Raw genomic sequence first — 25,297 nt, 5'->3', positions numbered from 1 at the left:
CCCGGACGGGGGCGGTCGTGGCGGACGCCGGCGCGCGGGGCGTCAGACGTTGAAGTACTTGGCCTCGGGGTGGTGGGCGACCAGGGCGGAGGTGGCCTGCTCGGGGTGGAGCTGGAACTCCTCCGACAGGCTGACCCCGATGCGCTCGGGCGACAGCAGCTCGAACAGCTGCACCTGGTCCTCCAGGTTGGGGCAGGCCGGGTAGCCGAACGAGTACCGGCAGCCCTGGATGTTGACCTTGAGCATGTCGTCCAGCGACTCCTCGCCGCCGATGCCCAGCTCGGCCCGGACCCGGGCGTGCCAGTACTCGGCCAGCGCCTCGGTGAGCTGGACCGACAGGCCGTGCAGCTCCAGGTAGTCGCGGTAGGCGTCCTTGGCGAACAGCTCGGCCGTGGCCTCGGAGATCTTGCCGCCCATCGTGGCCACCTGGAACGCCACCACGTCCGTCTTGCCCGACTCGCGCGAGCGGAAGAAGTCGGACAGGCACAGGTGGCGGTCGCGGCGCTGGCGCGGGAAGGTGAAGCGGGTGCGCTCGTTCCCGGCGTCGTCGAGGATGATCAGCGAGTCGCCGTCGCTGACGCACGGGAAGTACCCGTAGACGACGGCGGCCTCCAGCAGGCCCTCGGTCTGGATGCGGTCGAGCCACATGCGCAGCCGCGGCCGGCCCTCGGTCTCGACCAGCTCGTCGTAGCCGGGGCCGTCTCCGCCGCGGGTCGGCTTGAGCCCCCACTGGCCGAGGAACAGCGCCCGCTCGTCGAGGAAGGCGGCGTACTCGGTCAGCGAGATGCCCTTGACGATGCGGTCGCCGAGGAACGGCGCCTTCGGCAGGGGGTTGTCGGCGGCCACGTCGGAGCGGGCGGGCAGCTCCTCGACGGGGGTGCGCTGGAGCACCGCGCCGGTCTTGACGCGGCGCTCGCGCAGCGGCGGCAGCGTCGCGCCGGCCACGCCGCGCTTGACGGCCATGAAGGAGTCCATGAGCCGCAGCCCCTCGAACGCGTCGCGGGCGTAGCGCACCTCGCCCTCGAACAGCTCGGCGAGGTCCTGCTCGACGTAGGCCCGGGTGAGCGCGGCGCCGCCGAGCAGCACCGGGTACTTCTCCGACAGGCCCCTGGAGTTCATCTCCTCCAGGTTCTCCTTCATGATGACCGTCGACTTCACCAGCAGGCCGGACATGCCGATGACGTCGGCCTTGTGGTCGTCGGCGGCCTCCAGGATCGCCGAGACCGGCTGCTTGATGCCGAGGTTGACGACCTGGTAGCCGTTGTTGGACAGGATGATGTCGACGAGGTTCTTGCCGATGTCGTGGACGTCGCCCTTGACGGTGGCCAGCACGATGCGGCCCTTCGTCTCGCCCTCCACCCGGTCCATGTGGGGCTCCAGGTAGGCGACGGCCGCCTTCATCACCTCGGCCGACTGGAGCACGAACGGCAGCTGCATCTGGCCGGAGCCGAACAGCTCGCCGACCGTCTTCATGCCGTCGAGCAGCACCTCGTTGATGATCTCCAGGGCGGGCCGCTGCTCCATGCCGGCGTCGAGGTCGGCCTCCAGGCCCTTGCGCTCGCCGTCGATGACGCGCCGCTTGAGCCGCTCCCACAGCGGCAGCGCGGCCAGCTCCTCGGCCTTGCCGGCCCGCATGGCGGCGGCGTCGACGCCCTCGAACAGGTCCATGAACCGCTGCAGCGGGTCGTAGCCGTCGCGGCGCCGGTCGTAGACCATGTCGAGGGCGACCTGGCGCTGCTCGTCGGGGATGCGGGCCATCGGCAGGATCTTGGAGGCGTGGACGATCGCCGAGTCGAGGCCGGCGTTGACGCACTCGTTCAGGAACACCGAGTTGAGCACCATGCGCGCGGCCGGGTTGAGGCCGAAGGAGATGTTGGACAGGCCCAGCGTGGTCTGCACGCCCGGGTAGCGGCGCTTGAGCTCGCGGATCGCCTCGATGGTCTCCAGGCCGTCGCGGCGGGTCTCCTCCTGGCCGGTGGCGATGGGGAAGGTCAGGCAGTCGACGATGATGTCCTCGACCCGCATGCCCCAGTTGCCGGTCAGGTCCTCGATGAGACGGGAGGCGACGCGGATCTTGTGCTCGGCGGTGCGGGCCTGGCCCTCCTCGTCGATGGTGAGGGCGACCACGGCCGCGCCGTGCTCGCGCACCAGCCGCATGATCTTCTGGAAGCGGGAGTCGGGGCCGTCGCCGTCCTCGTAGTTGACGGAGTTGACGGCGGCGCGCCCGCCGAGCATCTCCAGGCCGGCCTGGAGCACCGCCGGCTCGGTGGAGTCGAGCATGATCGGCAGCGTGGAGGCGGTGGCGAAGCGGAAGGCCAGCTCGCGCATGTCGCCGACGCCGTCGCGGCCGACGTAGTCGACGCACAGGTCGAGCATGTGGGCGCCGTCGCGGGCCTGGTCGCGCGCCATCTCGACGCAGTCGTCCCAGCGGCCGGCCAGCATGGCCTCGCGGAACGCCTTGGAGCCGTTGGTGTTGCACCGCTCGCCGATGGCCAGGTAGGAGGTGTCCTGCCGGAACGGGACGGTCTGGTAGAGCGAGGACGCGCCCGGCTCGGGGTGCGGGCGGCGGGCGGCGGGCTCGCGGCCGCGGACCCGCTCGACGACCTGGCGCAGGTGCTCGGGCGTCGTGCCGCAGCAGCCGCCGACCATCGACAGGCCGTAGTCGCGGGCGAAGGAGTCGTGGGCGTCGGCGAGCTCCTCGGCGCTCAGCGGGTAGTAGGCGCCGTCGGAGGTCAGCACCGGCAGGCCCGCGTTCGGCATGCAGGACAGCCTGAGCCGGGAGTGGCGGGCGAGGTAGCGCAGGTGCTCGCTCATCTCGGCGGGGCCGGTGGCGCAGTTGAGGCCGATCACGTCGACGCCGAGCGGCTCGATCGCGGTCAGCGCGGCGCCGATCTCGGAGCCGAGCAGCATCGCGCCGTTGGTCTCGATCGTCACCTGGGCGATGATCGGCACGTCGCGGCCGGCGGCCTCGGCGGCCCGCTTGGCGCCGATGACGGCCGCCTTGACCTGGAGGAGGTCCTGGCAGGTCTCGATGATGAGGGCGTCGGCGCCGCCCGCGATCAGGCCGGCGGCGTTGTCGCGGTAGGCGTCGCGCAGGCTGGAGTACGGCATGTGGCCGAGCGTCGGCAGCTTGGTGCCGGGGCCCATGGAGCCGAGCACGAAGCGCGGCCGGTCGGGGGTGGACCAGTGGTCGGCCCGCTCCCTGGCGATGCGGGCGCCCGCCTCGGAGTACTCGAAGACCCGGTCGGCGATGTCGTACTCGCCGAGGGCGGCGAGGTTGGCGCCGAAGGTGTTGGTCTCGACGCAGTCGACGCCGACGGCGAAGTAGGCGTCGTGGACGCCGGCGACGATGTCGGGCCGGGTCACGTTGAGCACCTCGTTGCAGCCCTCGTGGCCCTGGAAGTCGTCGAGGGTCGGGTCCTGCGCCTGGAGCATCGTGCCCATGGCGCCGTCGGCGACGATCACTCGCTGGGACAGGGCTTCACGGAAGGCGGACGCGGAGCTGCTCATGGCGCTCAGCTTATCGGCTGCGCTGGAGCCGGGCTGGAGCGGACACGGGTTTTCGATCATCAAGGATCGCGGGAGTCCTCCGCCGGCTCGGTCCGGGCGCTCGCGGGTGGTGCGCGGCCGGGCCGCGTCTGGTAAAGCTGATCATCGCCACTCGGTGACATGAGCGGCTCCTCACCGCATAGGCTAAGCGGGACGGAGAAGAGAGGAGGCGACACATGATAGAGCTCGAAGGGCTCCCCGAGCTCGTCGACCCGGTGCTCATCGCCGCGTTCGAGGGGTGGAACGACGCGGGCGAGGCATCCAGCGGTGTGATCGCCCACCTCGAGTCCGCGTGGAAGGCCGAGCCGCTGGTCGCGCTCGACCCCGACGACTACTACGACTTCCAGGTCACCCGGCCGGTCGTGGAGATGGGCGACGGACTGACCCGGTCGATCGTGTGGCCCACCACCCGGCTCTTCCACGCCCGCCCGCCGGGCCTGGAGCGCGACGTGGTGCTGCTGCGGGGCATCGAGCCCAACATGCGCTGGCGCTCGTTCTGCGCCGACATCATCGAGGTCTGCCGCGAGCTGGGCGTGGAGCTGGCCGTCATGCTGGGCGCGCTGCTCAACGACTCGCCGCACACCCGTCCGGTGCCGATCCTGGGCGGCGCGACCGACGAGGAGCTGGCCCGCTCGACCAACCTGGAGCTGAGCCGCTACGAGGGCCCCACCGGCATCGTGGGGGTGCTCCAGCACGCCTTCGGCGAGGCGGGCATGAAGGCCGTGTCGCTGTGGGCGTCGGTGCCCCACTACGTCGCCCAGCCGCCCAACCCGAAGGCGACGCTGGCGCTGCTGCGCCGCCTGGAGGACGTCCTCGACATCCCGATGCCGCTCGGCGACCTCGACGAGGAGGCGCGCGCGTGGGAGCGCGGCGTCGACGAGCTGGCCTCCCAGGACAGCGAGGTGGCCGAATACGTCAAGGAGCTGGAGGACCGCAAGGACGCGGCGGAGCTCCCCGAGGCCAGCGGAGACGCGATCGCGGCGGAGTTCGAGCGGTATCTCCGGCATCGCGACACCGATACTGACAGCTAACTTCCAGCATTACGGCCGCGCTTCCCGGGCGGCTTTCGGGTCATAATCAGGGCCGTACGACGGCCAGGGCGAGCCGGGCTCCACTTCCGGCCCGGGCCTGGACGAGGCTGAGCCAGGAGAGTCGGGCGTGCGCCGGTCACAGGGGCGTCACCCCGCCCCGATCCACGTGACCGCCCACGTAAGGCCCCCCATGGTGACATCTCACGTAGACCCGCACCAGCGAAGCCAGGACGCCAGGCGACGCGTCCTGGAGATGGCGCTCTCCCTGCGCGACGGGCCCCCGGGCGGCTCCGTCGACCACTTCCTCGCGCTGCTGCAGTACCGGCTGCCGTTCTGGCTGAGCGTGCTGCACGACCTGACGCACCGCGCCGGGAGCGGCACGGTCGCGGGCAATCTCGTGCCGGTGGCGCGGGCGGGCCTCGACTACCACCTGGAGGTGCAGGCGGCGGCGCTGCCCGCGTTCAGCTCGCCGAACGTGACGGTGCGCGTCCGCGAGGCCCTGCGCGCCGCCGGGTTCGGGCCGGAGGCGGAGGTGGCGCCGCTGGCCGCGTACCTGGAGGAGGAGCGGCGGCTCGGCCGGGTGGCGGCCGGCGTGGACCCGGAGGCGAGCGCGCGGCTGCTGCTCGCGGGATGCTTCCACCGGGCCTACATCGAGCTGTTCGTGGGGGCGGACCTGGTGCCGCCGCGCGAGGTGAGCGCCGAGGAGATCGTCCGCGAGCTCCGCCTGGAGCCGCCTTCCTGAGTCTCGGCCCCTCGTGCGCCGCTCCTGGCCGTCCAGGCGCCCGGCACGGTCGTCCCGCGCGGTGCGGGGGTACGGGTGGCGGGGTCAGGCGGTGGCGGCGCGGGGTGCGAGGGCGGCCTCGTCGTAGCGGTTCCACACCAGGGAGGCGACGTCCGGGTCCGCGCCCAGCGGGTCGGTGACCAGGTCGGCGCCCGCGGCCAGGAGGCGGCCGTGGAAGAAGCCGGGCGCCAGCACGTACGAGGCGACGGCCACCCGCCGGGCGGGCCCCGAACGGACCCGTTCCAGCGCCTCGGCCAGCGTGGGCGTACCGGCCGAGGCGAACGCCGCCGTGACCGGGCGGCCGAGCCGCACCGCCAGGCGGTGGGCGGCGGCGCGCACGTCGGCCAGCGCCGACGGGTCGGACGAGCCCGCCGCGCCGAGGATCACCGCGTCCGTACGGCGCAGCCCCGCGCGGCCGAGCCGGCGGGCCAGGGCGGAGGTCAGCAGCCCGTGGGGGCCCAGCGGGGCGGCCATGAGCGCGTCGGGCCGGTGCGCGGCCAGGACGGCGGGCAGGTCCACGCGCACGTGGTAGCCACCGGCGAGCAGCAGCGGCAGCACGACCACGGGCCCGGGCACGGCCGGGAGCACGTCGCGCAGGAGCGGGCGGCTGATCTCCAGGTGGGCCAGGTCGACGCGGTGTCCGGGCCGCTGCCGGCGGATGACGTCGGCCAGCTCGGCGAGGGTCCGCTCCCCCGCGGCGCTGCGCGTCCCGTGCGCGGCCAGGACCAGCCTGGGAGCGCCGCCCCGCGAATCGGCGGGCGTGAGGCTCGGGCTGGGGTTCGGGTCGGAGCCGGGGTTCAGGTCGGAGTTGCGGTGGGGTTGGCGGTGCCGGTGAGGGTGGGGGCGGCGCGGCGTGGATGGGGCGTTCACTGGTGCGCCTCGTGGGAGCAGGCCAGGCGGTAGCCGCGTTTGACGACCGTCTCGACGATGCCGCCGGGCCCGAGGGCGCGCCGGAGCCGGGTGATCGCCATCTCCACCGCGTGCTCGGCCGAGTCGCGGGCGACGCTGCCGGGCAGCACCGTGCGCAGGTCCGTGCGGGAGACCACGTGGCCGGGCTTGTCGGCCAGCCGCTTGAGCACCGCCATCGGGGCGGGCGGCAGGGGACGCAGCTCGCCGTCCACGACGACGGCGTGGCCGCGGATCTCCAGGTGGTGGCCGCCGGCGACGAGGCGGGTGACGCCGTGCTCGGGCAGGTGGCGGGCCAGGGCGCGGGCGAGCGAGCCGAGCCGGGAGCGGTCCGGCTGGAGCGTGGGGACGCCGCGGGAGACGAGCGGCTCGGCCGTCACGGGGCCGACGCAGGCGGCGACGACCCGGGAGCCGAACGCGTTGAGCAGCGGCTCCTCCGCCCCTTCGGCGCGGGCGGCGGCGAGCATGGCGTGGACGGCCGGCGCGCTGGTGAAGGCCACGGCGTCCACGGCGCCGGAGATGGTCTGGGTGATGAGGCGGCGCAGCGGCGAGGGGTCGCGGTAGGGCAGCCAGCGGTAGACGGGGATCTCGATGACCTCGGCGCCCGCCGCGCGCAGGTCGGCGACGAAGTCGGCGAGCGGCTCGCCGTGGAGCTGCACCGCGATGCGCCGGCCGCGCAGGTCCTGGGCGAGCAGGTGCTCCTTGACCTCCTTGCAGGAGTCGCTGGCGGGCGTCCAGTGGTCGTCCAGGCCGGCGGCGCGCACCGCTCCCCTGGCCTTGGGGCCGCGGGTGAGCAGGCGGGCGCGGGCGAGCTGTCTGGCGAGCTCGCCGGACAGGCCCCATCCCTCGGCCGCGGCCATCCAGCCGCGAAAGCCCACGCCGGTGGTGACCACCACGTCGTCGAGGGGCCGTTCGAGGCTGTGGCGGGTGGCGGCCAGCAGGTCGGCGTCCTCGGCGAGCGGCACCAGGCGGATCGCGGGGGCGCTGACCACGCGGGCGCCCCGCCGTTCGAGCAGCGCGCCGAACTCCTCGCGCCGGCGGGTGGCGGTGACGCCGACCGTGAAGCCGGACAGGGCGTTGGGGGCCGTCTCGTGGGCGCGGGACGGGTCCTCGGCGAGCGGCGCGCTCACGCGGGCACCTCCTGAGGAGTCGGGGGCGCCGGCGGGCCCGGCCGGGCCCCGAGCACCCGGCCGGGCATCACAGGCACGTGAACCAGAAGTGAGATCACGCACCCCATGGTGCTTTCCGGCCGTTTCGCCGCTGGGTCCCTTCTGTTACCGCTGTGCTACAAGCACCGCCTCTGGGGCGTACGTGCGGGTGTCACCGTGATGCCACATCCGCCGCACCTCCGGGGTTGATCGCGAGCGGGCGCGGGAAGCCTTCCCGATGACCAAGCGACCTTTCGGGGAGGTTCGGTGACGGTCCGGCCCATCCGCCTGTTCGACGACCCGGTGCTGCGCTCGGTGGCGCAGCCGGTGCGCGACTTCGACCGCGAGCTGCGCGCCGTCGTGAAGTCCCTGACGGCCACGTTGCGGGCCGGGCCCGGGCGCGCGGGTCTGGCGGCGCCGCAGATCGGGGTGCCGCTGCGGGTGGTCGCCTACGCGTACGAGGGCCGCTCGGGCCATCTGGTCAACCCGCGTCTGGAGCTGTCGGAGCGCCGCGTGACGGCGGACGAGGCGTGCCTGTCGGCGCCGGGGGTGTGGTGGCCGCTGGAGCGCTCCTACATGGTGGTCGCGCGCGGGCGTGACATGTTCGGCAAGCCGGTGTCGGTCCGGGCGCTGGGCGTGCTGGCGAGGGTGTTGCAGCACGAGGTGGACCACCTGGACGGCGTGCTGTTCAGCGATCACCTGGCAGAGGAGGAGCGGGAACGGTTTCTCGCCGCCGCGCTACCGTCGGGATGAGGGAGCGGCGCTGCTCGGGGTCGGTGCCGCCCCAGACGCCGTTGAGCTGGCGGGTGTCGATCGCGTAGTCGAGGCAGGGCTGGCGGACCGGGCATCCCCGGCATACGGCCTTGGCCTGCTCCACCTGCTCACGGCCCGGGCCTTCCGTCGAGATCGGGAAGAACAGCTCCGGGTCCATGGCCTGGCAGGCGGCCCCGCGCGACCAGTCGTGCATCATCATGCCGACGGCGCCTACCCCTTTCCTGGCGGGTCACACCACTTCGTCCAGCAACCTGTCCCAGTCGGCGAGGAACCGGTCCAGCCCGTAGCGGGCCAGAGCGGCGGCGCGGGCGGCCTTCCCGGCCTGCGCGGCCCGCTCCGGGTCGGTGGCGAATTCCCGTAGCGCCTCGACCAGCACGTCCACCTTGGTGGAGATCACGCCGGCCTCCGGCGGGACCGCCTCGATCGCCTCGGTGGCGGCCAGGGCGACCACGGGCATGCCGAGGGTCATCGCCTCGATGAGGGCGAGCCCGAGCGAGGTCCACCGGTACGGGTGCAGGTAGACGCGCCGGCGGGCCAGTTCGGGGTGCATGAGGTGCTGCGGGAGGTCCTCGTACGTCCCGTACGGCAGGCCGGCGACCTTCATGCCGAACACGTCGAGCGGCACGGCGGCGTGGAAGCGGGGCAGCAGGTCGGTGCCGGCGACCCGGGTGCGGCGCACCGGCTCGTTGACCACGACGCCGGCCCGGGGCAGCTCCCCGGTGTAGAGGTGCCCGGGGTCGGGGACGCCGTGCTCGACCACCCGGGTGGGCGCGCGGCCGTTGTCCCAGTACAGCTCGTTGAAGTGGGTGACGTGGACGAGCGTGACGTCGGCGCGGCCGGCGAGGAGGTGGCGGGTGCGCGGCACGTCGCCGGCGGGCGTGTTGTGCTCGACGTAGACGCCGGGCAGGTCGCGGCCGAGCCACTCGCGGGCCAGCTCCAGGTCGCGGGGCCGCTGGTACACGACCACGTCGAGCGGTTCGTCGCGCAGCCGGTCCCAGGGGACCTCGCGCGCGTTGGCGGGCCAGTCGTAGGTGTCGGCGCGGCCGAGGCCGTCGGGGCCCCGATCGGGGACGAGCGGCAGCACGTACTCGTGCCCGCCGCGGACGAAGGCGTTGGTCCACGCGCCGTGCACGTGCCAGAGCAGGATCCTCACCAGCGGCTCCAGCCGAGCACCCGGGCGCGGCGCGAGTGGCTGCCGGCGGGCACCGGGCCGCCCTCCACGCCGGCCAGCAGCCGGTCGGTCACCTCGGTGAGGTCGGCGGCGACCTCGGGCGCCTCCAAGACCTCCTGCTGAAGGGTGAGCGGCGTGGGCACGAGGATGCCGCGCGCGCCCGCCGCGCGGGCGGCCTCCATGTCCCTGCCGATGTCGCCGACGACCACGCAGTCGCGCGGGCTGACGTCGAGGACGGCGGCGGCCCTGATGAGCAGGCCGGGCGCGGGTTTGCGGCAGGTGCAGCAGTCGCCGTCGTCGTGGACGCAGATCGCCCACGCGTCGAACGGGCCGAGCAGCTCCTCCACCCGGGCGTTGACCTGGCCCATCTCGTCCGGCGTGATGAGCCCCTTGGCCACCCCCGACTGGTTGGTCACCACGGCCACCGGGACCTCGGCGCGCCGCAGCCGGGACAGCGCCTCGGCCGCCCCCGGCATCGGCTCCACCTTGCGGGGGTCACCGTTGTACGGAACGTCCTTGATCAGAGTCCCGTCACGGTCGAAGAGCACGGCCCCGGGACCTCGCTGTGTGAACACCTCTCACCTCCGTCGCGCCGGTCGGTCTGCTACCCGGCCAGACGCCCCGCTAACAACTACAGAGAGTGACCAATAGCAGGACAAGAGAGGTATTTCTGCACCTCGGAGCAATGGTGCAGGTTTGAGAGCCGCTTCTCTCGGTAGCGATTCTCCATCCGGTGGGAGGAGCCCGATGAGATTTCTCGGCATCAACGCGATCTTTCACGACCCCGCCGCGGCGATCGTCGCCGACGGGCGCATCGTCGCCGCCGCGGAGGAGGAACGGTTCAGCCGCCGCAAGCACGGCAAGCGGCCCCTCGCGTTCTCGGCCTGGGAGCTGCCGGAGCAGGCGGCGGCCTGGTGCCTGGAGGAGGCAGGCCTCTCCCCCGAGGACATCGACGCGGTCGCCTACTCCTACGACCCGTCCCTGGTCGTCCAGCGCCCCGAGGGCGACTGGGAGGACCTGCGCACGAAGTACGCGGTGCGCGCGCCCGACTTCCTGGCCACGGCACTGCCCGGGCTCGACCCGGCGCAGGTGCGCTACGTCCCCCACCACGTGGCGCACGCGGCCTCGGCCGGGCTGGCCTCGCCGTACCGCGACTGCGCGGTGCTCGTGTGCGACGGCCGGGGCGAGAACGTCTCCCACCTGGCCGGCCGCTACCGCGACGGCGAGCTGGAGGTGCTCGCCGCGCAGGAGCTGCCGCACTCCCTGGGCCTCATGTACGAGGACGTGACCCAGCACCTGGGCTTCCTGCGCTCCAGCGACGAGTACAAGGTCATGGCGCTGGCCTCCTACGGCCGGCCCCGGCACCTGGAGTCGCTGCGCGAACTGATCCACACCACGGACGACGGCGGCTTCAGGGTCGAGCCGATCGACTGGAACTCCTACGCCAAGGCTCTGTCCAAGGGCGCCCCTTGGACGGACGACCACGCCGACCTGGCGGCCAGCGTCCAGGCGCGGCTGGAGGAGGTGCTGCTGGAGCTGGTCCGGTGGCTGCACGAGCGCACCGGGGAGCGGCGGCTCGCGCTGGCCGGCGGGGTGGCGCTCAACTGCGTCGCCAACACCCGCCTGCTGGCCGAGGGGCCGTTCGAGGAGGTGTGGGTGCAGCCCGCCGCGGGCGACTCGGGCACCGCGCTGGGCGGCGCCCTGCACCTGGCCCAGGCGTACGGCGAGCCGGCCGCGCCCATGCCGGGCGCCGACCTGGGGCGCGGCTTCACCGACGAGGAGCTGGGCGCCTGGCTGGACGTGGCGCGGGTGCCGTACACGCGGCCGGCCGACCTGGCCGACGCCGTGGCGGCCGAGCTGGCCGCCGACCGGATCGTGGCGTGGTTCCAGGGCCGGTCGGAGTACGGGCCGCGGGCGCTGGGCCGCCGCTCGCTGCTCGCGCACCCGGGGCACGCCCGCAACACCGAGCGGCTGAACGACGTCAAGGGCCGCGAGCAGTTCCGGCCGATCGCGCCGATGGTGCTGGAGTCGCGGGCCCGCGACCTGTTCGGCCGGGGGCCGGTGCCCTCGCCGTACATGCTGTTCGTCCACGACGTCGACCCGGCGTGGCGGGACCGGATCCCGGCCGTGGTGCACGTGGACGGGACGGCGCGCATCCAGACGGTGTCGCCGCGGTCGGAGCCGCTGCTCGCGCGGATGCTGTCGTCGTTCGAGGCCCGCACCGGGCTGCCGGTGGTGGTCAACACGAGCCTGAACACGGCCGGGCGGCCCATGGTGGACGACCCGCGTGACGCGCTGGAGTGCTTCGGCTCCTCACCGGTGGACGTGCTCGTGCTCGGGCCGTACCTGGTGCGGCGGCGGGAGGTGTTCGCTCCGTGATCACGGTGGTGGTGCCCACCGTGGGGCGGCCCAGCCTGCGGGCGACGCTCGCCGCCCTCGGCCCGGACGTGCCGGTGATCGTCGTGGACGACCGGCCGGCCGGGCACGACGGGCCGCCCCTGGTGACGTCCGCGCACGTGCCCGTGAACGTGCGGGTCGTGACGTCCGGCGGGCGGGGCCCCGCCGCGGCGCGCAACGCGGGCTGGCGGGCGGCCGCCACGCCGTGGATCGCGTTCCTCGACGACGACGTCGTGCCCGCGCCCGGCTGGTACGAGGCGCTGCTCAAGGACCTGGCCGAGCTGCCGCCCGAGGCGGCGGGCAGCCAGGGCCGCATCGAGGTGCCGCTGCCGGACGGACGGCGGCCCACCGACGCCGAGCGGAACACCGCCGGGCTGGCCGGAGCGCTGTGGATCACCGCCGACATCGCGTACCGGCGCGCCGCGCTGGAGCGGGTCGGCGGGTTCGACGAGCGCTTCCCCCGGGCCTACCGGGAGGACGCCGACCTCGCGCTGCGGCTGACCAACCGGGGGCACACGCTGGCGTGGGGCGAGCGGGTCACGGTCCATCCCGTGCGCGACGACGGGTTCTGGGCGAGCGTGCGCTTCCAGCGGGGCAACGCCGACGACGCGCTGATGCGGCGTCTGCACGGGCCGGGCTGGCGCGAGGCGATCGGCGGGGCGCGCGGGCGGCTGCGCCGCCACGCGGCGACCACGGCGCTCGGCCTGGCCGCCGCGGGCCTCGGCCTGGCCGCCCTGCTGACGCGCCGCCGCGCCGAGCAGCGCCGGGCGGCATTCCGGCTGACCCCCCTCCGCGCTGACGGGCGCCGGGCGGCGTCCCCCCTGACCGCCCGCCGCTCCCTCGCCTGGCCGGCCGTCGTGGCGGGCGCGGGGTGGGCGGCGATGACCGCCGAGTTCGCCTGGGCGCGGATCGCGCCGGGACCGCGCACACCGGGCGAGGTGCTGCGGATGGCCGTCACCAGTGTGCTGATCCCGCCGGTCGCCGTGGCGCACCGGCTTCGGGGGGAATGGAAGGTGCGGCGATGAGCGGACGGGTGCTCGTGGCTCGGCTGGACGACGCCGGGGACGTGCTGCTGGCCGGCCCGGCCGTCCGGGCCGTGAGCGCGCGCGCGGACGAGGTGACGCTGCTCGCGGGCCCGCGCGGCCGGGCGGCGGCCGAGCTGCTGCCCGGGGTGGACCGGGTGGTCGTGTGGCGGGCGCCGTGGATCGACCACCGTCCGCCGCCCGTGTCGCGGCGTGGCGTGGACGACCTGATCGGCCAGGTCAGGGGGATCGACGAGGCGGTGATCCTCACGTCGTTCCACCAGTCGGCGCTGCCGCTGGCGCTGCTCCTGCGGCTCGCCGGGGTGGGCCGCGTCTCGGCCATCAGCAACGACTACCCCGGCTCGCTGCTCGACGTGCGGCACGTCGTGGACGAGGGGCTGGACGTGCCCGAGCCGGAGCGGATGCTGGCCGTGGCCCGCGCCGCCGGCTTCGAGCTGCCGCCGGGCGACGACGGCCGGCTCGCCGTGCGCCGGCCGCTGCCCGACGTCTCCCGCCTCGGCCTCGGGCCCGGCCCGTACGTGGTCGTGCATCCCGGCACGTCGGCGCCCGCGCGCACGTGGCCGGCCGAACGCAACCGCGAGGCGGTGCGGGAGCTGGCCGACGACGGCCACCGGGTCGTCGTCACCGGCGTGGAGCGCGAGCTGACCGCGTACGTCGCCGCCGGGGCGCCCGGCGCGGCCCTCGACCTCGGCGGCTCGACCACGCTGGCGCAGCTCGCGGCCGTGATCGAGGGCGCCTCCGTGCTCGTGGCCGGCAACACCGGCCCCGCCCACCTGGCGGCGGCCGTCGGCACGCCGGTCGTGAGCCTCTTCGCGCCGGTCGTCCCGGCCGGGCGGTGGGCCCCGTACCGGGTGCCCACGGTCCTGCTGGGCGACCAGGACGCGCCGTGCCGGGACTCCCGGGCACGCGTGTGCCCGGTGCCCGGCCATCCCTGTCTGGCGCAGGTGACCAGCGAACAGGTGGTCAAGGCAGTGAGGGAGCTGAACCAGTGAGAATCGCCCTGGTCTCGGAACACGCGGATCCGCTCGCGGCCATCGGCGGGGTGGACGCCGGCGGGCAGAACGTCTACGTCGCCGCCCTGGCCACGGCCCTCGGCGCGCGCGGTCACGAGGTGGTCGTCCACACCCGGCGCTGGGACCCGGGGCAGCCGGCGCGGGTGGAGCTGGCGCCCGGCGCGCGGGTCGAGTACGTCGAGGCGGGCCCGGCGGCGCCGGTCCCGAAGGACGAGCTTCCGCCGTACATGCCGGAGTTCACCGCGCGCCTGGCGGCGCGCTGGGAGGCCGATCCGCCGGACGTCGTCCACGCGCACTTCTGGATGAGCGGGCAGGCGGCGCTGCGGGCCGCCGGGAACGTGCCGGTGGTGCAGACGTTCCACGCGCTCGGCACCGTCAAGCGGCGCTGGCAGGGCGCCGCCGACACGAGCCCGCCGCACCGGGTGGACACCGAGCGGCAGATCGGCCGCAGCGCCGACGCCGTGCTGGCCACCTGCCGCGACGAGGTGAACGAGCTGCGCGCGATGGGCGTGCCCGAGCGGCGGATCGTGATCGTGCCGTGCGGCGTGGACCTCGGGCACTTCCGCCCGGACGGCCCGAAGGGGCCGTGGCCGGGCGGAACCGGCGCCCCGGAGGCGGACGGATCGGGGCCGCTGGGCGCGCGGGCGGACGGCTCGGGAGCGCCGGGCACGGACGGAGCGGGCGTCCCAGGCGGGCCGCAGGCCGGGATGGCGCGGGTGCTCAGCATCGGGCGGCTGGTCCCGCGCAAGGGCGTGGACACCCTCGTGCAGGCCATGCGGCTGCTCCCCCGCGCCGAGCTGGTGATCGCCGGCGGTCGCGTGGACGACGAGGAGGCGGTGCGGCTGCGCGAGCTGACCGACGGGTACGGCCTGGCCGGGCGCGTGCGGGTCGTCGGCAGCGTCCCCCGTGACGAGGTGCCGGCGCTGATGCGCGCGGCCGACGCGCTGGTGACCGTGCCGTGGTACGAGCCGTTCGGGATGGTGCCCGTCGAGGCCATGGCCTGCGGCGTGCCCGTGATCGCCTCGGCCGTCGGCGGCCACCTCGACACGGTCGCCGGGTGCGGCCTGCTGGTGCCGCCCCGCCGCCCCCGCGCCCTGGCCAGGGCCCTCAAGGACGTGCTGGCCGACCCGGGCCGCCGCCGCGCGATGGGCGCGGCGGGGGCGCGGCGGGCCCGCCAGCGCTACGGCTGGCCGCGCGTCGCCGAGCGCACGGAGGCCGTCTACACGCAGGTCATCGACGGCCGGATGTGCCGTCTCGCGGCGCTGGGAGGGTGAGAGATGGACGCGCATCTGGAGAAGCTGTGCGCCACCCTGGCGCGCGTCGACGGTCACGCGGCCGTCGTCCGCGCGTGGGGCGGCACGCTCGCCGTGGTCCTGTCCTCCGGCGGCAGGCTGCTGGCCTGCGGCAACGGCGGGTCGGCGGCCGAGGCCCAGCACCTGACAGCCGAGCTGGTGGGCCGCTTCCGCGCCGACCGCCCGCCGTACGCGGCGATCCCGCTGCACGCCGACACCTCGTCGCTGACGGCGATCGCCAACGACTACGGCGCCGAGGAGGCGTACGCCCGCCAGGTGCGCGCCCACGGCCGCCGGGGGGACGTGCTCGTGTGCCTGTCCACCAGCGGCGGCAGCCCCAACGTGCTGGCCGCAGCCAAGGCGGCCCGCGAGTGCGGGATGCTCGCCTGGGCGCTGACCGGGCCCGCGCCCAACCCGCTGGCCGGCATGTGCGACGAGGCCGTCACCGTGCCCGCCGAGGAGACCGCGACCGTTCAGGAGGTGCATCTCGCCCTGGTCCACCTGCTCTGCGACGCGGTCGAGGAGGCGCTGTGAGCGGTCCGCTCGTCGTCATCGGCGACACCCTGCTGGACGTGGACGTGGAGGGCGGCGCGGACCGGTTGTGCCCGGACGCGCCCGTCCCGGTGGTGGACGTCGACGCCGAGCACGCCCGGCCCGGCGGCGCGGGCCTGTCCGCGCTGCTGGCCGCCCGCGACGGCGCCGACGTGGTGCTCGTCACCGCGATCGGCGACGACCAGGACGGCCGCCGCCTGTGCGGACTGCTGGCGGGCGAGGTGGAGCTGGTGCGGCTGCCGCTGCGCGGCGGCACCGTGCGCAAGACCCGGATCCGGGCCCGGGGGCAGACGCTGGTGCGCGTGGACTCCGGCGACGGCCGGGCCCGGCACGCCGCCCACGACGAGGTGGCCGCGGCGCTGCGCCAGGCCGGGGCGGTGCTCGTGTCCGACTACGGCCGCGGCGTCACCCGGGTGACGCGTGAGCTGCTGCGCGGGGCCGACGCGCCGCTCGTGTGGGACCCGCATCCCAAGGGCGAGCCGCCGGTGCCCGGCTGCGCGCTGGTGACGCCGAGCGAGGCCGAGGCCAGGCTCATGTGCGACGGCCCGTACGAGGGGCCGGACCAGGCGGCCCGCCACCTCATGCGCGCGCTGCGGGCGCGGGCCGTGGCCGTGACGCTGGGCGGGCGCGGCGCGGCGCTGGCCCGCCAGGGCTGCGCGCTGACCCAGGTGCCCGCGCCGGTGTCGGCCGCCGGGCAGGACGTGTGCGGCGCGGGCGACCGGCTGGCCGCCGCGGCCGCGCTCGCGCTGCGCGACGGCTCCGGCGTGGAGGAGGCGGTCACGATCGGCGTCGGGGAGGCCTCGCGCTTCGTCGAGCGGGGCGGCGCCGCCTCCATCCGCATCCAGGAGCAGGAGCTCGGCGACCGGCCGCGCACCGCGCTGGAGGTGGCCGAGCTGACCCGGGCCTACGGCGGGCGGCTCATCGCCACCGGCGGCTGTTTCGACCTGCTGCACGCCGGGCACGTCAGCCTGCTGCGGCGGGCGCGGGCGCTCGGGGACGCGCTGGTGGTGTGCGTGAACTCCGACGACTCCGTCCGCCGGCTCAAGGGCCCGACCCGGCCCATCGTGGACGTGCGCGACCGGGTCGAGGTGCTGCGGGCGCTGGGCTGCGTGGACGCGGTGATGGTGTTCGACGAGGACACCCCGGCCGCGGCCATCGAGCGGCTCCGGCCGGACGTGTGGGTGAAGGGCGGCGACTACGAGGGCGACCTGCTGCCCGAGGCCGAGGTCCTCGACCGGCTGGGCGGCGAGGTCGTCGTCCTCAGCAGCCTGCCGGGCCGCTCCACCACCAACCTCATCAGGGAGATCCGCTGACGCTCCCGCGGATGCGCGGGGAGCCGCGACCACGATGACAAGGAGATCACATGAAGGTGCTCATCACCGGAGGCGCCTCCGGCCTCGGGCGGGCGACCGCCGAGGCCGTGGCCAAGGAGGGCTGGCGGCCGCTGGTCGTCGACGCGCGCGATGCCGGGCCGGACGTCGAGCACGTGGTCGCCGACCTGGCCGACCGGGCCGAGGCCGAGCGGGCCGTGCGCGAGCTGGCCGAGCGGGCCGGCGGGCTCGACGCCGTGGTGACCGCGGCCGGCGTGGACGCCTGCGGGCGCCTGGAGGACGTGCCGGCCGACGCCTGGGATCGGGTGATCATGGTCAACCTGATCGGCACCGCCTCGGTCGTGCGGGCGGCGCTGCCGTACCTGAAGGAGTCGCGGGGCAAGGTCGTCACCTGCGCGTCCACCCTCGGGCTGCGGGCGCTGAGCGACGCGAGCGCCTACTGCGCCTCGAAGTTCGGCGTGGTCGGCCTCACCCGGGCGCTGGCCGTCGAGCTGGCCGGGCAGGTCGGGGTGACGCTGCTGGTGCCCGGCGGCATGCGGACGGCGTTCTTCGACGGCCGGCCCGAGCAGTACAAGCCGGGTCCCGACGCCGGTCTCAACGACCCGGCCGACGTGGCCCGCACCGTCGTGTTCGCGCTCGGCCAGCCGGCCGGGTGCGAGGTCAGGGAACTGGTCGTCTGCCCCTCGACGGAGACGTCATGGCCCTAGAGCTTCTCGCGCTGCGCGGGCTCGGCCTGGGCGACCTGCTCACGGCCGTGCCCGCGCTGCGCGCGCTGCGGCAGGAGTTCCCGGTCCACCGGATCACGGTGGCCGCGCCGGCGCCGCTGGAGCCGCTCATGCCGCTGACCGGGGCGGTGGACGAGCTGATCGACGTGCGCGGCCCCGGCCCGGTGCCGTTCGAGCGGCCCGGCAGAGGGCCCGACATCGCGGTCAACCTGCACGGCAAGGGCCCGCAGAGCATCGAGGCGCTGCGCCGCACCGAGCCCGGGCGGCTGCTGAGCCACACGCTCGGCCCGCCCTGGCGCGACGACGTGCACGAGGTGCGGCGCTGGTGCGACATGCTGGAGTGGTACGGGGTCAAGGCCGACCCGTCGGACCTGACGCTGGGCGTGTCCGACCGGACCGGGCCCGTGGTCGTCCACCCGGGCGCCGCCTTCCCGGCCCGGCGCTGGCCGCCCGAGCGGTTCGCGCGGGTGGCGGCGGCCCTGGAGCGGACCGTGGGCGAGGTCGTGGTCACCGGCGACGCCGGTGAGGCGCCGATCGCCGCGCGGGTCGCGGAGCTGGCCGGGCTGCCCGCCGGGCGGGTGCTGGCCGGCCGTACGGACCTGGCGGGGCTGATCGACGTGGTGGGCCGGGCCCGGCTCGTGGTCTGCGGCGACACGGGCGTCGGCCACCTGGCGACCGCCTTCTGCGTGCCGTCGGTGGTGCTGTTCGGGCCGGTGCCGCCCGCGCTGTGGGGGCCGCCGCCCGGCTGGCGGCACGTCGCGCTGTGGGCCGGGCGGACCGGCGACCCCCACGGCGGCCGGGTGGACGCCGGCCTGCTGCGAATCGATGTCTCCGAAGTCCTGGACGCCGTGATGGAGGTCACCTCATGAGGGCGCTGGTTACCGGCGGAGCCGGGTTTCTCGGCTCGCACCTGTGTGAACGCCTGCTCGGCCAGGGGGCCGAGGTCATCTGCATGGACAGCTTCCTCACCGGAGGCCCGCGCAACGTCGAGCACCTGATCGACCGGCCGGAGTTCCGCATCATCGAGTGCGACCTGACCGGGTACGTCCACGTGCCCGACCGGCTGGACCTCGTCCTGCACTTCGCCTCGGCCGCCTCGCCCGCCGACTACCTGCGCTACCCCATCGAGACGCTGCGGGTGGGCAGCGTCGGCACCCTGCACGCGCTCGGGCTCGCCCGGGAGAAGGGCGCCCGGTTCGTCCTCGCCTCCACCAGCGAGGTGTACGGCGACCCGCTGGAGCACCCGCAGAAGGAGACGTACTGGGGCAACGTCAACCCGGTCGGGCCGCGCAGCGTCTACGACGAGGCCAAGCGCTTCGCCGAGTCGCTGACCACCGCCTACCGGCAGTCGCGCGACACCGACACCGGCATCGTGCGGATCTTCAACACCTACGGCCCGCGCATGCGGCCCTTCGACGGCCGGGCGATCCCGACCTTCATCCGGCAGGCGCTGCTGGGCGAGCCGATCACGATCACCGGCGACGGGACGCAGACCCGGTCGATCTGCTACGTGGACGACACGGTCACGGGCATCCTCGCCATGGCGGAGAGCGACTTCGCCGGTCCGGTGAACATCGGCAACCCGGACGAGCTCACCATGCTGGAGCTGGCCACGCTGGTCAAGAAACTGACGGGGTCGTCGTCGCCCGTCGAGTTCATCGAACGGCCGGCCGACGACCCGATGGTGCGCCGGCCGGACACGACGCTGGCCGCCGAGCGGCTCGGCTGGCGGGCCGCGGTGCCCGCCGAGGAGGGCCTGCGCCGGACGATCGACTGGTTCGCCTCCGAGCTGACGGACCACGGAAGACTGGAACGGCTGGGCGCCTGAGCCGGCCGTCGGGGGGGTGGTGGTTTCGAGGATGCCGGGAATCGCGATGGTCGTGCTGGACATGCTGAACCCGTACGACCACGAGGACGCCGACCGGCTCGTGCAGGGAGTGGAGCCGATCGTGCCCAGGCTGGCCGAGCTGGCCGGCCGGGCGCACCGGCGCGACGACGTGGAGCTGATCTACGTCAACGACAACTACGGCGACTTCACCGCCACCCGCGAGGATCTGGTGGCGCGGGCGCTGAAGGGACGCCGGCCCGATCTGGTGCGGCCGGTGGTGCCGCCGCGCACCGCGGCGTTCCTGTCCAAGGCGCGCCACAGCGCCTTCTACGGCACGCCCCTGGACCACCTGCTGCGGCAGCGGGGCATCGGCACCGTGATCCTGACCGGGCAGGTGACCGAGCAGTGCGTGCTGTACAGCGCGCTGGACGCGTACGTGCGGGAGTTCGGGGTGGTGGTGCCGCCGGACTGCGTGGCGCCGGTCCACGGGGATCTCGGCCGGGCCGCGCTGCGCATGATGGAGCGCAACATGTCGGCCGAGATCATCCCCGCGCGCCGCCTCCTGACGTAGGAGCCCGATCAGGGGCGGCGTCCTGCGGGGCGTCCCTCAGAAGGCGGCGTCCTGCCGGGGGCGGCCTTCAGAGGGCGGCGTCCTGCGGGGGTGCGTCAGAGGGCGACGCCGAGGAGCGCGTCGGCCAGGTCGCGGACCAGGCCCGGCGCGCCCGGGTCGGCGCCCGCGCCGGTGCCGCCGCCGGCCAGCGCCTCCTCGGCCCAGGCGTCGAGCGCGGCCAGCGCGCCCGGCGCGTCCAGGTCGTCGGCCAGCCGCTCGCGCACCCGCGCCAGCACGTCGCCGGCGGGCGGTCCCGACGGCAGCCCCACCGCCTCGCGCCAGCGGGCCAGCCGCCGCTCCGCCTCGGCCATCAGCTCCGGGGTGTACTCCCAGTCGGAGCGGTAGTGGTGGGCCAGCAGGACCAGCCGGATCGCCATCGGGTCGTGCTCCTGGCGCAGCCGCGAGACGAACACGAGGTTGCCCTTGGACTTCGACATCTTCTCGCCGTCGAGGGCGACCATGCCGGCGTGGGTGTAGAACTTGGCGAACGGCCACTCGCCGGTCGCCGCGTGCCCCTCGGAGGCGCCGCACTCGTGGTGCGGGAAGATCAGGTCGGAGCCGCCGCCCGCCACGTCGTAGCCGGCGCCCAGGTGGTCGAGCGCGATGGCCGTGCACTCGATGTGCCAGCCGGGACGGCCCCGGCCCAGCGGCGAGTCCCAGGCCGGCTCCCCGGGCCGCTCGGCCCGCCACAGCAGCCAGTCGAGCGGGTGGCGCTTGCCCGGCCGCTCGGGGTCGCCGCCGCGCTCGGCGAACAGCTCCAGCATCTCCTGCTCGGAGTAGCCGGACACCTGGCCGAACTTCGGGGCGTCGGCCGAGCTGAAGTAGACGTCGCCGTCCAGCTCGTAGGTGACGCCCTTGGCCGACAGGGCGTCGATCAGCCCGGCGACGCGGCCGACGACCTCGGTGACACCCACGTACTCGCGGGGCGGCACGACGCGCAGGGCCTCCATGTCCGTGCGGAACAGCTCGATCTCCCGCTCGGCCAGCTCCTGCCAGGCGATGCCGGTCTTCTCGGCGCGCTCCAGAAGCGGGTCGTCCACGTCGGTGGTGTTCTGGGTGTAGTGGACGTCGTGGCCGCCGTCGCGCCACACCCGGCCGACCAGGTCGAAGGCGTGGTAGGTGTTGGCGTGCCCGAGGTGCGTGGCGTCGTACGGGGTGATGCCGCACACGTACATGCGGGCCGTGGGACCCGGATCGGTCGGGCGCACCTGCCCGGTCGCCGTGTCGTGGAGCCGCAGAGGGACGCTCTGACCGGGCAGCTTGGGGATGTTCGGGGCGGACCACGATCTCATAGCTTTGAGCCTATCTGTCCCGGTCGGCGGTCAGGTCGGTGAAGTCGTACGTCACGTCGTCGCTGGCCAGCGTGACGCGCATCGCCGACAGCGACGTGAGGACCTTGCCGTCGGGCGTCTCGTGGCGGACGAGCAGCGACTCGGGGTCGGCGGAGGGCGCCTCCTCGCCCGGGACGCGCCAGTCGCCGGCGCGGAAGCGGGGCAGGTTGGCCACGACGCGGGGGTGGGCGGGGTCGAGCCCGGCCGCGTTGACGATCATGTTGATGCCGTCGGGCACGGGGGTGACGGTCAGCCGCTCACCGTCCCAGCCGGCCAGCCGAGCTCCCGGCGGCTCGGCGAGCAGCAGGTAGAAGGGGTCGTACACGGTGAGGTCGGCCTCCGACAGGCTCGCCCGCGCGTCGGCACCGGCGCGGGGCGGGTCGCCGGGCAGGGTTCCGGTGGCGGCGGCGCGCAGGGCCAGGTCGCCGCGCGAGACCCGGGTGGCCTCGGCGGCCGTGCAGCCGCACCCGTTGAGCAGGGCGGCGGCGCGCCGGGCGGCCGGGTGGACCGCCAGCCAGGTGCCGCCCGCCTTGAGGTCACGGCCGCCGATCACGCCGGGGTAGCGCTCGGGCCAGTGCTCCCCCGGCCCCTCCCAGGGCCGGTCGGCGTACTCGTCGCGCACGAACAGGAGTGTGAGGGGCCACCCTGTCTTCACGATCACGGTGCACATGGGGCACAGCGTAGTAAACGCCTTTAGATCGGCGGCCAGGGGATGGCCGGCCAGTCCTCCGACGGCGACGGGTGGAGGCCGGTGTCGAGCAGCCGCCTGACCCGCTGCCAGGTCGCCTCCACCTCTGCCTGGGTCAGCAGCTCGCGCAGCCTGCGCCCGAGCGCGCCCGACTCCAGCTCGCGCTCCAGCTTGGCGAGCACGGCGACGGCCTCGCGGGCCAGCGGCTTGCCGCGCCACTGCCACAGCACGGTGCGCAGTTTGTCCTCGGCGGCGAAGCAGACGCCGTGGTCGACCCCGTACACGTGGCCGGTGGGCAGCGGCAGCAGGTGGCCGCCCTTGCGGTCGGCGTTGTTGACCACCGCGTCGAAGACCGCCATGCGGCGCACCACCGGGTTGCGGCTGCGCACCAGCCGCATGAGGTCGATCTCGCGCTCGGTGTCGATCCAGAGCTGGCACATGCCGGGACCGAACGGGCCGTCGCGGTAGACGGTGGGGGGCACGATCTGCCAGCCGGTCGTCTGGGACACCTCGAAGGCCGCCACCTCGCGGGCCGCCAGGGTGCCGTCGGGGAAGTCCCACAGCGGGCGTTCGCCGCGTACGGGCTTGTAGACGCAGGCGACGGTGCGCCCGGCGAGCGTGACGGAGCAGTAGAGCGTCAGGTTGGTCGCCTCGACCAGGCGGCCGACCACGTCCAGACGCCCGTCACGGAGGAGCTTCAGCGCCCTCTCGTCGTCCATGACCGGCGTGTGCGAGTGCCTGACGGCGGGCTCGCTCTCCGGGGCGCTCATGAAGCCGCCTCACCCCCGCGGTAGCCGTTGAGCCGGACGCAGATGTGCCCCTCGGCGTCGAGGGGCTGGCCGCACAGGGGGCAGGGTGGCCTGCCCGCGGCGACGAGGCGCAGGGCCCGCGCGGTGAAGGCCCGCGCGGCCCCGGCGCTGATGCGGACCCGCAGCACGGCGGGCTCGGGCGCGTCGAGGTCCTCCTCGTCGACCATCTCCTGGGCCTCGATCACCACCTGAGAGGTCTCGGGGTCCCACGCGAGTGCCATGGTGCCCACCCGGAAGTCCTCGGCCAGCGGGACGTCGAGGGGGGCGTCGTCGGAGAGCTCGGCGGGCGCCAGGGCCGGCACGTGGGCGGTGCCCCCGCTGCGCCGCAGCACCTCGTCGAGCAGCTCGTCGAGCCTGCCCGCGAGCGCGGCGACCTGCAGCTTCTCCAGCGCGACCGTGGTCAGTCTGCCCTCGGCTCTGGCCTGCAGAAAGAAGGCTCGGGCGCCCGGTTGCCCCAGGGCACCGGCCACGAACCTCTCTGGTGGGTCGTAGTCGAAGACCGGCATAGCCTGACCTTACGTGGTCCCGGGTCCGCCGCCGACGGCGGCATCGCTCCCGGTGATGTTTTCTCCCCCGTCTTTCTCCTCCGAATCCTCGGGGAGCCGCAATTCCCCCATATCGTTAAGCCTGAGAAGAAAGGGACGCAAGGGAGCATAGCGAATCACTGTGAGGGCCGCAGGATCTGCCGTTATCCGCTGAAACTGGTCAAGATGAAGGCCCAGCGCGTCGGCCACGATCGCCTTGATCACGTCGCCGTGGCTGCACACGAGGTAGACACCCTTCTCCCCCACGCGCGCGTTCCACTCCCGCACCGCCGCCACGGCCCGGTGCTGGACGTCCGCCAGCGGCTCGCCGCCGGGGAAGACCGCCGCGCTCGGATGGGCCTGCACGACCCGCCACAGCGGCTCCTTGGCCAGCTCCTCCAGCGGGCGGCCGGTCCAGTCGCCGTAGCCGCACTCCACGAACCGCTCGTCGGTCTTCACGGCCATCCCGCGCCCCTCGGCGACGGCCGTCGCGGTCTCCAGGCACCGCTCCAGCGGGCTGGAGACCACCGCGTCCAGCCGCACGCCGGCGATGCGCCCGGCCAGCGCGCCGGCCTGCCGCCGGCCCTCCTCGCTCAGATGCACACCCGGTGTACGGCCGGCCAGGACGGGCCCCGTGAGGGCGGTGAGGCCGTGGCGGGCCAGAAGCAGCGTGGTCACGACCCAAGTGTCGCAGGCGTGGATCACGGCTTTTCCGCGGCCCGGACGGTACCCTTTCGGGACCATGCAGCAGCGCTATGTCGGCCGAAGCGGCCTGTCGGTGTCCCGGCTGGGGCTCGGCACGATGACCTGGGGGCGTGACACCGACGCCGACGAGGCCTCGGCGCAGCTTCGCACCTTCGTGGACGCGGGGGGCACGCTCGTCGACACGGCCGACGTCTACACCGGCGGCGACGCCGAGCGCCTGCTCGGCCGGCTGCTGCGCGACCAGGTGCCCCGCTCCGAGCTGGTGATCTCGACCAAGGCCGTGGTGACGCCGCTCGGCCGCCGCCCCCGCGACGCCTCCCGCCGCCACCTGGTGGCCGCCGTGGACGAGTCGCTGGCCCGCCTCGGCGTCGACCACGTCGACCTGTGGCAGCTCCACACCTACGACGACGAGGTGCCGCTGGAGGAGACCCTGGCCGCGCTCGACGCGATCGTCTCCTCCGGCCGGGCCGTCTACGCGGGCGTGTGCGACTACGCCGGCTGGCAGCTCGCGGCCGCGGCCGTCGCCCAGCGGTGCGTGCCCGGCCGCGTGCCGATCATCTCGGCCCAGGCCGAGTACTCCCTGCTGGCGCGCGAGCCCGAGCGGGAGCTGCTGCCGGCCGCCGAGCACGTGGGGGCCGGGGTGCTGGCCTGGTCGCCGCTGGGGCGGGGCGTGCTGACCGGCAAGTACCGCACCGGCATCCCGGCCGACTCGCGGGCCGCCACGCCGCACTTCGCCGACTTCGTCCGGCCGTACCTCGACGACCGCTGCCGGTCGGTGGTGGAGTCGGTGATGACGGCCGCCGACGGGCTCGGCGTCTCGCCGCTGGCGGTGGCGCTGTCCTGGGTGCGCGACCAGCCGGGGGTGTCCTCGGCCATCGTGGGCGCCCGCACGCGGTCGCAGCTCGCGGGCATCCTGGCCGCCGAGGAGGTCGTGCTGCCCCGGGAGATCCGCGAGGCCCTGGACGACGTGTCCTCCCCGGACTGACCGGGTACGACACGCCGCCCAGGAGAACCGGATTCGGGCTCGCGTATCACTACTCGATACCGAATCGCAACTTTGGCGGTAAACACCTGCGTCTCGGCGGCGAT

The 25,297-nt window shown here is 74.6% G+C and carries 25 protein-coding genes; 14 read left to right on the top strand and 11 right to left on the bottom strand.

Going from position 1 to position 25,297, the window contains the following annotated elements; genetic code table 11:
- Positions 1–42: 42 nt before the first annotated feature.
- Positions 43–3,510, bottom strand: a complete 3,468-nt coding sequence (gene metH / locus HD595_RS35250) for a methionine synthase (protein WP_253776712.1) — start codon at positions 3,508–3,510, stop codon at positions 43–45.
- 215 nt (positions 3,511–3,725) lie between these two features.
- Between metH and HD595_RS35245 the strand changes: the two genes are divergently transcribed.
- Together HD595_RS35245 and HD595_RS35240 are read left to right on the top strand one after the other, a co-directional pair.
- A complete protein-coding gene (locus HD595_RS35245; RefSeq protein ID WP_253776709.1) occupies positions 3,726–4,580 on the top strand; it encodes a PAC2 family protein in 855 nt (284 codons plus the stop codon).
- A gap of 190 nt (positions 4,581–4,770) precedes the next feature.
- Positions 4,771–5,322 carry a hypothetical protein gene (locus HD595_RS35240; protein ID WP_253776707.1) on the top strand — a complete coding sequence of 184 codons (552 nt, stop codon included), beginning with the start codon at positions 4,771–4,773 and terminating at the stop codon, positions 5,320–5,322.
- 84 nt (positions 5,323–5,406) lie between these two features.
- Here the strand turns inward: HD595_RS35240 and HD595_RS35235 are convergent, their stop codons facing one another.
- The gene (locus HD595_RS35235) at positions 5,407–6,231 is read right to left on the bottom strand and encodes a sirohydrochlorin chelatase (protein ID WP_253776705.1); all 825 of its coding nucleotides are present in this window, start codon (positions 6,229–6,231) and stop codon (positions 5,407–5,409) included.
- The gene (locus HD595_RS35230; protein WP_253776703.1) at positions 6,228–7,397 is read right to left on the bottom strand and encodes a uroporphyrinogen-III synthase; all 1,170 of its coding nucleotides are present in this window, start codon (positions 7,395–7,397) and stop codon (positions 6,228–6,230) included. Before HD595_RS35230 ends, HD595_RS35235 begins: the two co-directional genes overlap by 4 nt.
- A 285-nt stretch (positions 7,398–7,682) precedes the next feature.
- On the opposite strand from HD595_RS35230, the gene HD595_RS35225 reads away from it, so the two are divergent.
- Positions 7,683–8,168, top strand: a complete 486-nt coding sequence (locus tag HD595_RS35225; RefSeq protein WP_253776701.1) for a peptide deformylase — start codon at positions 7,683–7,685, stop codon at positions 8,166–8,168.
- Here HD595_RS35225 and HD595_RS35220 read toward each other — a convergent pair.
- From HD595_RS35220 to HD595_RS35210, 3 genes are read right to left on the bottom strand one after another with little or no spacing between them, the layout of a single operon-like run.
- Positions 8,104–8,388 (bottom strand): WhiB family transcriptional regulator, encoded by a 285-nt coding sequence (locus tag HD595_RS35220; protein WP_205302501.1) that lies wholly within the window; start codon positions 8,386–8,388, stop codon positions 8,104–8,106. The genes HD595_RS35225 and HD595_RS35220 overlap by 65 nt on opposite strands.
- Positions 8,389–8,418: 30 nt before the next feature.
- The gene (locus HD595_RS35215) at positions 8,419–9,342 is read right to left on the bottom strand and encodes a glycosyltransferase (protein ID WP_253776699.1); all 924 of its coding nucleotides are present in this window, start codon (positions 9,340–9,342) and stop codon (positions 8,419–8,421) included.
- Positions 9,339–9,935, bottom strand: a complete 597-nt coding sequence (locus tag HD595_RS35210; RefSeq protein WP_253776696.1) for a D-glycero-alpha-D-manno-heptose-1,7-bisphosphate 7-phosphatase — start codon at positions 9,933–9,935, stop codon at positions 9,339–9,341. Before HD595_RS35210 ends, HD595_RS35215 begins: the two co-directional genes overlap by 4 nt.
- Positions 9,936–10,107: 172 nt before the next feature.
- On the opposite strand from HD595_RS35210, the gene HD595_RS35205 reads away from it, so the two are divergent.
- From HD595_RS35205 to HD595_RS35160, 10 genes are read left to right on the top strand one after another with little or no spacing between them, the layout of a single operon-like run.
- Positions 10,108–11,739, top strand: coding sequence for a carbamoyltransferase family protein (locus HD595_RS35205; RefSeq protein WP_253776694.1), 1,632 nt, complete (start codon positions 10,108–10,110; stop codon positions 11,737–11,739).
- The gene (locus HD595_RS35200) at positions 11,736–12,782 is read left to right on the top strand and encodes a glycosyltransferase family 2 protein (RefSeq protein ID WP_253776692.1); all 1,047 of its coding nucleotides are present in this window, start codon (positions 11,736–11,738) and stop codon (positions 12,780–12,782) included. The genes HD595_RS35205 and HD595_RS35200 overlap by 4 nt, the downstream gene beginning before the upstream one ends.
- Positions 12,779–13,792: a glycosyltransferase family 9 protein gene (locus HD595_RS35195; RefSeq protein WP_253776690.1), complete on the top strand. Its 1,014-nt coding sequence runs from the start codon at positions 12,779–12,781 to the stop codon at positions 13,790–13,792. The genes HD595_RS35200 and HD595_RS35195 overlap by 4 nt, the downstream gene beginning before the upstream one ends.
- Positions 13,789–15,087 (top strand): glycosyltransferase, encoded by a 1,299-nt coding sequence (locus tag HD595_RS35190; RefSeq protein ID WP_253776688.1) that lies wholly within the window; start codon positions 13,789–13,791, stop codon positions 15,085–15,087. Before HD595_RS35195 ends, HD595_RS35190 begins: the two co-directional genes overlap by 4 nt.
- Before the next feature lie 3 nt (positions 15,088–15,090).
- Positions 15,091–15,639: a D-sedoheptulose-7-phosphate isomerase gene (locus HD595_RS35185; protein ID WP_253776686.1), complete on the top strand. Its 549-nt coding sequence runs from the start codon at positions 15,091–15,093 to the stop codon at positions 15,637–15,639.
- Positions 15,636–16,970: a D-glycero-beta-D-manno-heptose 1-phosphate adenylyltransferase gene (gene rfaE2, locus HD595_RS35180; RefSeq protein ID WP_253776684.1), complete on the top strand. Its 1,335-nt coding sequence runs from the start codon at positions 15,636–15,638 to the stop codon at positions 16,968–16,970. Before HD595_RS35185 ends, rfaE2 begins: the two co-directional genes overlap by 4 nt.
- A gap of 50 nt (positions 16,971–17,020) precedes the next feature.
- Positions 17,021–17,695, top strand: a complete 675-nt coding sequence (locus tag HD595_RS35175; protein ID WP_253776682.1) for an SDR family oxidoreductase — start codon at positions 17,021–17,023, stop codon at positions 17,693–17,695.
- Positions 17,686–18,582: a glycosyltransferase family 9 protein gene (locus tag HD595_RS35170; RefSeq protein ID WP_253776680.1), complete on the top strand. Its 897-nt coding sequence runs from the start codon at positions 17,686–17,688 to the stop codon at positions 18,580–18,582. Before HD595_RS35175 ends, HD595_RS35170 begins: the two co-directional genes overlap by 10 nt.
- Positions 18,579–19,541, top strand: coding sequence for a UDP-glucuronic acid decarboxylase family protein (locus HD595_RS35165; protein ID WP_253776678.1), 963 nt, complete (start codon positions 18,579–18,581; stop codon positions 19,539–19,541). Before HD595_RS35170 ends, HD595_RS35165 begins: the two co-directional genes overlap by 4 nt.
- Before the next feature lie 31 nt (positions 19,542–19,572).
- On the top strand, positions 19,573–20,112 hold the full coding sequence (locus HD595_RS35160; protein WP_253776676.1) for a cysteine hydrolase family protein: 540 nt from the start codon (positions 19,573–19,575) through the stop codon (positions 20,110–20,112).
- A gap of 95 nt (positions 20,113–20,207) precedes the next feature.
- On the opposite strand, the gene mshC is transcribed toward HD595_RS35160, so the two are convergent.
- The 5 genes from mshC to HD595_RS35135 are packed head-to-tail and all read right to left on the bottom strand — an operon-like array spanning position 20,208 to position 24,181.
- Entirely contained in the window at positions 20,208–21,443 is a 1,236-nt protein-coding gene (gene mshC / locus HD595_RS35155) for a cysteine--1-D-myo-inosityl 2-amino-2-deoxy-alpha-D-glucopyranoside ligase (protein ID WP_253776674.1), read from the bottom strand.
- Between the two features lie 10 nt (positions 21,444–21,453).
- The gene (locus HD595_RS35150) at positions 21,454–22,152 is read right to left on the bottom strand and encodes an NRDE family protein (RefSeq protein ID WP_253776672.1); all 699 of its coding nucleotides are present in this window, start codon (positions 22,150–22,152) and stop codon (positions 21,454–21,456) included.
- A 23-nt stretch (positions 22,153–22,175) separates the two neighbouring features.
- Positions 22,176–22,940, bottom strand: a complete 765-nt coding sequence (locus tag HD595_RS35145; RefSeq protein ID WP_253776670.1) for an SCO1664 family protein — start codon at positions 22,938–22,940, stop codon at positions 22,176–22,178.
- A complete protein-coding gene (locus HD595_RS35140; protein ID WP_175601270.1) occupies positions 22,937–23,485 on the bottom strand; it encodes a DUF3090 domain-containing protein in 549 nt (182 codons plus the stop codon). The genes HD595_RS35145 and HD595_RS35140 overlap by 4 nt, the downstream gene beginning before the upstream one ends.
- 9 nt (positions 23,486–23,494) lie before the next feature.
- Complete coding sequence (locus HD595_RS35135) at positions 23,495–24,181, bottom strand: histidine phosphatase family protein (RefSeq protein WP_253776668.1); 687 nt, start codon at positions 24,179–24,181, stop codon at positions 23,495–23,497.
- Between the two features lie 64 nt (positions 24,182–24,245).
- Here HD595_RS35135 and HD595_RS35130 point away from each other — a divergent pair, with 64 nt between their 5' ends.
- Positions 24,246–25,193 carry an aldo/keto reductase gene (locus HD595_RS35130; RefSeq protein ID WP_253776666.1) on the top strand — a complete coding sequence of 316 codons (948 nt, stop codon included), beginning with the start codon at positions 24,246–24,248 and terminating at the stop codon, positions 25,191–25,193.
- The last annotated feature ends 104 nt before the right edge of the window (positions 25,194–25,297 follow it).

Source organism: Nonomuraea roseoviolacea subsp. carminata (genome assembly GCF_024172185.1).
GTDB classification, from domain to species: domain Bacteria; phylum Actinomycetota; class Actinomycetes; order Streptosporangiales; family Streptosporangiaceae; genus Nonomuraea; species Nonomuraea roseoviolacea.
Note: the sequence above shows the minus strand (reverse complement) of the source record. Positions and strands in the feature narration are given on the sequence as shown.